Source organism: Synechococcus sp. Lug-A, from assembly GCF_024345655.1.
GTDB lineage: Bacteria > Cyanobacteriota > Cyanobacteriia > PCC-6307 > Cyanobiaceae > MW101C3.
Map to the genome: position 1 here is coordinate 125,110 of NZ_JAGQBN010000010.1, position 6,661 is coordinate 131,770.

Here is a 6,661-nt window from a genome sequence, read left to right on the forward strand (position 1 = left end):
GGAGGCGCCGTGCGCCTGAGCGATTGGTGCACGGAAGTGGCGCCGCACAGGAGCGCTGGAGGCAAGGCAGCGGCTGGCCCTGCGGCTGACTCGGTCTGGCCGTGTGCGGCTCTCGGCCGGGCCCGCGCCGGCCCGCGTCTCGCGACAGGATGTTTACATTCCGCAACATCGGTTCATGACCGTCGGCGAACTCTTCATCGAAACCCTCGCCACCGGGGTGATCACCCCGTCGGAGCTCGATTGGGTCGTGGCCCGTCAGCAGGGCTTTTCGCGGGTCGAGGAGGCCACGGCGCTGCGTCTCGGTCGCCTGCTGGACGACGGCGAAATCCAGCTGGGCTGCCGCCTCTCCTCCGCCAAGCTGCACAACGACCTGATCCGCCAGGAGTGGATCGAACCGCTCGGCCGCCGGCGCCATCGCCAGGGCTGAGTCCGCTCCCTTCTTCTTCTCCCCCGCCATGACCGCTGCCCCCGCCCCTGAAGCGGCCCCAGCTCCCGCCGCAGGAGTGGCCGTCGGCTGCCGCGCCCCTGCCGCGCTGCTGGAGCGCCTGGCCGGCCTGCCCGCCATGGGGCCGGGCCGTCGTCGCCTGGTGCTGCTGTGGCCCCAGCTCGGTGATTTCGACAGCCTCGAGTACGCCCAGGCGCTGGTGCCTGCCCTGCCCCGGCTGCAGTCCGCCGGCATCGAGGTGCTGGCCATCGGTATCAGCCATGGCCCCGGGCGTGAGCGCTTCTGCGCGTTCACCGGCTTCCCCCCGGAGCGGCTGCTGGTGGATTCCGAGCCCCGGCTGCACCGCGCCCTTGACCTGGCGGAGGGTCTGGGGGCCAGCGCCGGCCCCTGGCCAGGCCTGCTGCTGATGTGCGCCGGGATCAGCTCGCCGGGCACGCTGGCGGAAGTGCTGCGTGGCTACACCGGCGATCGCCGCACGCCGCTGCGGCCCTTCGAGCTGGCCACCACCCGGCTGCGCAACATGATCGAAGTGCTGGGCCATTGGCGCACCTATGTGCCCCGCGACAACTTCCTCACCCAGCGCGGCGGCACCTTCCTGATCGACGCCGACGACCATCTGCTCGCCGTGCACCGCGATCCGGGGCTGCTGGGCTTCTCGGCCACCATGCACCGGCCGCTCCAGTTTCTCGAGCCCTTTCTGGAGGGGGAAGCGCTCCCGGATTGAGCGTGTTCTGGCGGCACAGGCGGCTCAGGGATTGAGCGCCTCGCACTGCCAGCCGGTGGCTTCCCGCCAGCGCTGACGGCGGTGCGGTGTGCCGCTGAGCTCCAGCAACTCCACCTGCTGCACCGCAATGCGCAGCAGCAGAAAGTGGGGCGGCAAGGGCGTGCCGTCGGCCAGTTCGCTCGGAAACGCCGCCTGCGGATCGAGTGCCTGCCCCGGCGGCGGCCAGCCCCACAACGCCCGCCCCGCCGGGCTCAGCTGGCGCCAGTGCCGCTCGCGCGCCGCCAGCAGGTCTGCGCCGACCGGCAGCTCCAGGCGCCCGCGCAGGCGGAACTGGCTGCGGGCCTTCGGCAGCAGCCAGCAGAGTTCCACCGCCGGCTGGGTCGCCAGCTCCTCGGCTTTGGCGCTGCGCCCGTCGCTGAGCAGATCGAGCCGCACCGCATCTGCCCAGCCGCGGAACACCAGCGTGCGCACCCGTGGCGTGCCATCGGCGCCCACGCTGGCCAGCTGCAGCCAGCGCGCTGCCGGCGAGCGACCCTCCCGCTCCCGTGCACCGCGCAGCAACACGCGCCAGGCGGGCAGGGCGCTGCTGCTCAAGCGGCGCGCTCGCAGGCGTAGCTGATCACGCCCCCCTGCCGCTGCTGGAAGCGCGGCGCCGCCGGATCCTCCAGGCTCCACCACCACTTGCCGTCGGTGTAGCTGGGGGCGCCGGCGTTGTTGGTGCGCGGCAGCTGCAGCGTCACCCCGCGCCACCGCAGCACCACGAACGCGCCCGGCACCGTGCCCGCCGCCGTGTTGGGAATGCCGATGGCATCAACGGCGCCGTTGTCGGCCAGGGCCAGCAAGGGATCGCCATCGCAGCGGTAAGCCTCGGGGCTCGCCGCCAGCGCCGGGGCGGGGGCCTGCAGGAGCGGCAGCAGCACCAGAGCCAGCACAGCAACCATCGCCGCTGCGGCAAGCCCGGCCGTGGCGAACCAGTGGCCGGCCGAGCGCCCGGCTTGGCGCGGCAGTGGCCCTGCCTGGCGCTTCAGTTGCTGCGCCAGAGCCTGCGGCCGGCACATCGGGGGCATGGGCGGCAGGCGGGGCTCAGCCATTGTCTTGCCTCCCTCGGGCCGCCGTGTCGGGACGCGCGTTCCACGCTGAAGACGAACGCCTACCCCCAGCCGTGGCCGTAGCTGAAGCCTCACCGGTGGCCGCAGTAGAAGCCTCATGCGCTTCTGCAGCCAGACAGCCCGAAGCCGCGCCCACTGCTGGCGTGCCAGGGGGGCTCAGCAGCCCCATCAGGCGCTCGGCCAGGTGTTCGCCGCTGCGCCACGCCCCTTCGGCGCGGCCGAATCCGGGCCCGGCCAGGTAGTCACCGCAGAACGCCAGGCGGCTGCGGGCGCAGAGGCTGAGGTCGGCGGGCAACCCCTCGCCGCGGGGAAAAGCGGCGCTCCAGCGCATCAGCTGCCGCTCTCCCGCCGGCGGCTGGCCGGTCGCCTCAGGGAGCCAGGCGGCTAGCGCGGCCTGCACGGCGGCCGTGAGTTGCGCGATCAGGGCCTGCTCGCGCTCCGGGTCGAGCTTCACCCCCGGCAGCTGCACAGCGGCGGAGCCCGAGCCCACCGTCTGCAGATGGTCGGCGGCGAGCGCGGCGCTGGAGTGGGCCACCACCGCGCAGCGGCCCTGCGCACCGGGCTGGATCGACACGCGCCGCAGTCCCCAGCGGTGCTGGGCGCCGGCATCGAACTCCAGCAGGCGAAACGGCAGGGCCAGCCAGGGTTCCGCCGCCGCCCCCTCCAACTGCCAGATCAGGTTGCTGCAAGGCTCCGCGCCCAGGGTGGCGATCACGCGCAGCGCCGCCGCCAGCTGCGGGTCGCCGGCCGCCAGCGCCGCCAGCGGTGCGGGTGCAGCGCCCAGCAGGGCCCGCCCGCGCGGATGCACCAGCAGGGTGCCGCTCAGCACGAGCCAGTCGGGGTCTGCCAGGAGTTCGCCATCGCCGCCGAGCAGGCGCCAGCCGCCGCCCGCCCGTGGTTCCAGCCGCTGGATCAGGCGGGAGCTGTGCAGCGTGCAGCCGGCGCCGGCCAGGGCCAGCAACCCGGCACACACCTGCTCCATGCCACCGCGGCCGCGGTAGCGGCTGCCCTGCAGCAACGGCTCCGGCCCGATCGGCTGCAGGGCGCCGCTGGCATCAAGGCGGGCGCAGGGTTCAGGCCAGGGTTCGATCCAGCCACCCGCCAGCAGTGGCGCCAGCAGCGCCGGCGGCGGATCGGTGGTGATGGTGAGCAGTGGAGCACCGTGGTCGGCCCGCCGCTGCGGATCGTGGCGGGAGTGGGGGGTGCTGGCGCGACCGCCGGGCCCACGCCCGGCTTCCCAGAGGGTGATCGGTGCCGGCCAGCCCAGCTGCGTCAGCTGGGCGGCGAGGGCGCATCCGGCCAGCCCCGCGCCGACAATGGCCAGCTGCGGCTGCGGGCTGCTCGCCTCAGGGGGCATGGACGCGGAGCAGTTGGGCGCCGTAGTCCTCGCTGAACATGGCCTGCAACTGCCAGGCCTCCAGCAGGGTCTTGGCGATGGCGCGCAGGGCTTCGATGTCGTCGCAGTCGTCGATGGTGCGCGAGTGCATCGCCACGGTGAACTCGCGATCGAGGGAGAGGGGAGAAGCCACAGCGTTTTTATAAAACGTTACAAAGCTCGATGCCTTGCTGTGGGTCGGCTCACCGCACCACCCGCTGCTTGCTGCTCACCTGCGCCAGCCCCTGGAGGCCATGTCTCACCAAGTGACGCCGTGCAGCTTCGGCAGCGGTGCTGTCTGGCTGGTGACGGCGTAGAGCTGGGGAATGTTGTGGCTGTTGTAGACGCGGAATTCACGCACCAGCGACGCCCCTTCCTCGCGCACCGCCTGGTTCAGCACCAGCGAGCCATCCGGGTCGGACACCGAGCGGTGGAAGGTGCCGGGCGGAATGCGCAGGATGTCGCCGCCGGTGTCGAGCCGAACGATGTGGAATGGGTAGTTCCAGCCCAGGTTCACCAGGAAGAAGGTGCGGCCGCCGTGCATGGCCAGCAGGTTGTCTTCCTGATGGGGATGCAGATAGAACTGCCACGCCCCGGTGGCGGGGTCGTCGGGGGGGCTCACGGCCGGCCCGGTGTGCACCACCAGATCCCTCGCATTCGAGGTGGGCACGGTGATATCGAAGAAGCGGACCGCCGGGGTATCGCGAAACTTCTCGTAGGGGATCAGCTCAAACATCGGCGCCGGCCGGGGCGAGCGATGCGGGCCCTGTGGCAGAGCGGTTGTGGTCATTGGGGCCACACCGGGCGGAACCGGCGTCAGACGGTGGTCTACCTAAACGATCATCACACTCAGTTGAACGTTTCAACCACTACGGAATGACGTTTTGGGACCGGAAACCGTTCCGGTTGGTTGAATGCGCCACAGAGCTTCAACCGTTGCAAGCGCCGCCGCTGCCCCCTGCCTGCTGACGCCGCTGCTGCCCGCCCCGGCCCTGGCCCAGAGTCAGCGCACGGCCCCCCGCCCCACCAGCCGCCCCACCGTGTCGGTGCCGGCCTTCAAGAACACGGTCACCCAGCAGACCTGGTGGTGGAGCGCGCCAACCTCAAGGAGGTGCTCTCCGAGCAGAAGCTCAGCGAACTCGGCATCGTGCGCAAGGGGCCCAACGCCGCCCAGAAAGGCCAGCTCCCAGGGCGTGAGCCTGTTGCCGGCCGCCAAGGCACTGCGCGCCGCCTTGATCGATGCCTCCAGCTACGTGAGCTGCCTGGACACGCCCACCGATGGCTGCATGGAGGCGTTTGAGGCCCAGGACCGCCAGCGGCGCGAGCGCACCCGCGGCGTGCTCCAGCTCGACTGAGCGCCGAAGGCCAGCCGGGTGTACCGCCGTGCTGAACTCCCGCGTTCAGAAGGGGATCGGCATGTCCACGGCGGCCGGTGCTGGGGCGCAGCCAGCCACCCGCTCCTCCACCACCTGGCCCACCACCACGATCGACGGCGACTGGAACCCCTCCGCCGTCACCCGCGCTGCCAGGCTGCCGAGGTCGGCGATCAGCTGGCGCTGGCCGCTCACGGTGCCCTGCTGGATCACGGCGGCGGGGGTGGTGGACGCCAGGCCGCCCGCCATCAGTTCCTCGCAGATGCGTGGCAGGTTGTGCAGGCCCATGTAGATCACCAGGCCGTCGCTGCAGCGGGCCAGGCCGCGCCAGTCCACCCCGGGGCGCCCTTTGTCGATCTCCTCGTGCCCCGTCACGAAGGTGACGCTGGAGCCGGCGCGCCGATGGGTGACCGGAATGCCCGCATAGGCCGGCGCCGCGATGCCGGCGGTGACCCCCGGCACCACTTCCACAGCCACGCCATGGCGGGCCAGGTGCGCCGCTTCCTCACCGCCCCGGCCGAACAGGAACGGATCGCCTCCTTTCAGGCGCACCACCAGCCGATGCCGCCGGGCCAGCTCCACCAGCACGGCATTGGTGCTCGGCTGTGGCACGGAATGGTGCCCGCGCCGCTTGCCCACGAAATGGCGCTCACAGCCGGCCGGCGGCAGATCGAGCAGGGCCTTGGGCACCAGCGAGTCGTAGACGAGGGCATCGCACTGGCTGAGCAGCCGGTGGGCCTTGAGCGTGAGCAGCTCGGGATCGCCCGGCCCTGCCCCCACCAGATAAACCTTGCCGCTGGCAGAAACGCCGCTGGAAGGGGAAACGTCGTCCGGCAGGGGCGTGGCTGTCATGGCAGCGCCGCGAGCTGCTCCAGCAGCACACGCTGCAGGCGCGGCCGTTGCAGCAAGGGGGGGCCGAGCTCCAGCGGCAGGCTGTCCGTGAGGCGGTTGGCGGCCAGCGCCAGAGCAAGGACAGGGCTGCGGATCGCCAGTTGGAGCTCCTGTGGATCTGGCGCACTGTATGAAGCGGGCCGGCAACCGGCACCGGTGATCCTGCTCAGGTGCTGCAGGTAGCGCCGGCCCAGCGCCCCGTCCAGGGGGTGGTGCAGCAGCAGCGGCGCTGCGGCCGCCCCCTGTCCCAGCTCCTGCACTTCCTGCGCCAGGGCCTGCTGCCAGCAGCGCCAGGCCCCCAGAAACGGCAGCCGGTGCAGCGGACCCGCCTGACGCCAGCGGGCGGCGATCGCCGGCAGGTCGTGCCGCACATGGCCGCCTGGCACGAGGAACAGGGGCACCAGCGTGGCGCCCTCCGGCCCCTCCGGCCCCTCCGGCCGCGGCGGCAGGGGTGCATGGGGCGACCCCTCCGCTGCGGTGAGCGCCAGCAGCCGCACGCTGGCGCCGCGCCGTTGCTCCAGCGTGTCGCGCAGGGCCAACAGGTCGTCCGGGATCAGACCGCCGCTGCGGCCGTGCACCAGCAGCAGCAGGGGGCTGGGCGGCAGGGCGTGCAGGCGCCGTTGCCGCCGCGCCGCCACGGCCGGATCGAGCCGGTCTGCCGCCAGGCCCAGCAGCAGCGCCCGCCCTCGGGGCAGGCGGGCCAGCAGGTCGATGGCGTCGGCGGCCAGCTGGGGGTCGAGATCG

10 protein-coding genes are annotated in these 6,661 nt (G+C 72.2%); 3 read left to right on the forward strand and 7 right to left on the reverse strand.

Annotated elements, in window-relative coordinates:
* Window positions 1–175: 175 nt before the first annotated feature.
* Window positions 176–427: a hypothetical protein gene (locus KBY86_RS09315; RefSeq protein WP_094514568.1), complete on the forward strand. Its 252-nt coding sequence runs from the start codon at window positions 176–178 to the stop codon at window positions 425–427.
* Window positions 428–563: 136 nt separating this feature from the next.
* A complete protein-coding gene (locus KBY86_RS09320) occupies window positions 564–1,169 on the forward strand; it encodes a peroxiredoxin-like family protein (protein WP_255140941.1) in 606 nt (201 codons plus the stop codon).
* A 24-nt stretch (window positions 1,170–1,193) separates the two neighbouring features.
* On the opposite strand, the gene KBY86_RS09325 is transcribed toward KBY86_RS09320, so the two are convergent.
* The 5 genes from KBY86_RS09325 to KBY86_RS09345 form a co-directional block, all read right to left on the reverse strand.
* Entirely contained in the window at window positions 1,194–1,763 is a 570-nt protein-coding gene (locus KBY86_RS09325; protein ID WP_094514571.1) for a pyridoxamine 5'-phosphate oxidase family protein, read from the reverse strand.
* Entirely contained in the window at window positions 1,760–2,236 is a 477-nt protein-coding gene (locus KBY86_RS09330) for a hypothetical protein (RefSeq protein WP_315855853.1), read from the reverse strand. The genes KBY86_RS09325 and KBY86_RS09330 overlap by 4 nt, the downstream gene beginning before the upstream one ends.
* A gap of 16 nt (window positions 2,237–2,252) precedes the next feature.
* On the reverse strand, window positions 2,253–3,635 hold the full coding sequence (locus tag KBY86_RS09335; protein ID WP_255140932.1) for an NAD(P)-binding protein: 1,383 nt from the start codon (window positions 3,633–3,635) through the stop codon (window positions 2,253–2,255).
* A complete protein-coding gene (locus KBY86_RS09340) occupies window positions 3,625–3,807 on the reverse strand; it encodes a hypothetical protein (protein ID WP_094514577.1) in 183 nt (60 codons plus the stop codon). Before KBY86_RS09340 ends, KBY86_RS09335 begins: the two co-directional genes overlap by 11 nt.
* 105 nt (window positions 3,808–3,912) lie before the next feature.
* Window positions 3,913–4,389: a redox protein gene (locus KBY86_RS09345; RefSeq protein ID WP_094514580.1), complete on the reverse strand. Its 477-nt coding sequence runs from the start codon at window positions 4,387–4,389 to the stop codon at window positions 3,913–3,915.
* Between the two features lie 457 nt (window positions 4,390–4,846).
* Between KBY86_RS09345 and KBY86_RS09350 the strand changes: the two genes are divergently transcribed.
* Window positions 4,847–5,008 carry a hypothetical protein gene (locus KBY86_RS09350; RefSeq protein ID WP_255100286.1) on the forward strand — a complete coding sequence of 54 codons (162 nt, stop codon included), beginning with the start codon at window positions 4,847–4,849 and terminating at the stop codon, window positions 5,006–5,008.
* A gap of 45 nt (window positions 5,009–5,053) precedes the next feature.
* On the opposite strand, the gene cobA is transcribed toward KBY86_RS09350, so the two are convergent.
* Both cobA and KBY86_RS09360 read right to left on the reverse strand, forming a co-directional pair.
* A complete protein-coding gene (gene cobA, locus KBY86_RS09355) occupies window positions 5,054–5,878 on the reverse strand; it encodes a uroporphyrinogen-III C-methyltransferase (protein WP_094514585.1) in 825 nt (274 codons plus the stop codon).
* The coding region (locus KBY86_RS09360) for a CbiX/SirB N-terminal domain-containing protein (protein WP_255140933.1) at window positions 5,875–6,661 on the reverse strand (787 nt) is incomplete at its 5' end. The genes KBY86_RS09360 and cobA, both read right to left, overlap by 4 nt.

What these genes read in the sequence shown, in the direction of transcription:
- KBY86_RS09315 (WP_094514568.1), top strand. Translation starts at nt 176, where the DNA reads ATGACCGTCGGCGAACTCTTCATCGAAACCCTCGCCACCGGGGTGATC.
- KBY86_RS09320 (WP_255140941.1), top strand. Translation starts at nt 564, where the DNA reads ATGGGGCCGGGCCGTCGTCGCCTGGTGCTGCTGTGGCCCCAGCTCGGT.
- KBY86_RS09330 (WP_315855853.1), bottom strand. Translation starts at nt 2,236, where the DNA reads ATGCCCCCGATGTGCCGGCCGCAGGCTCTGGCGCAGCAACTGAAGCGC.
- KBY86_RS09335 (WP_255140932.1), bottom strand. Translation starts at nt 3,635, where the DNA reads ATGCCCCCTGAGGCGAGCAGCCCGCAGCCGCAGCTGGCCATTGTCGGC.
- KBY86_RS09345 (WP_094514580.1), bottom strand. Translation starts at nt 4,389, where the DNA reads ATGTTTGAGCTGATCCCCTACGAGAAGTTTCGCGATACCCCGGCGGTC.
- cobA (WP_094514585.1), bottom strand. Translation starts at nt 5,878, where the DNA reads ATGACAGCCACGCCCCTGCCGGACGACGTTTCCCCTTCCAGCGGCGTT.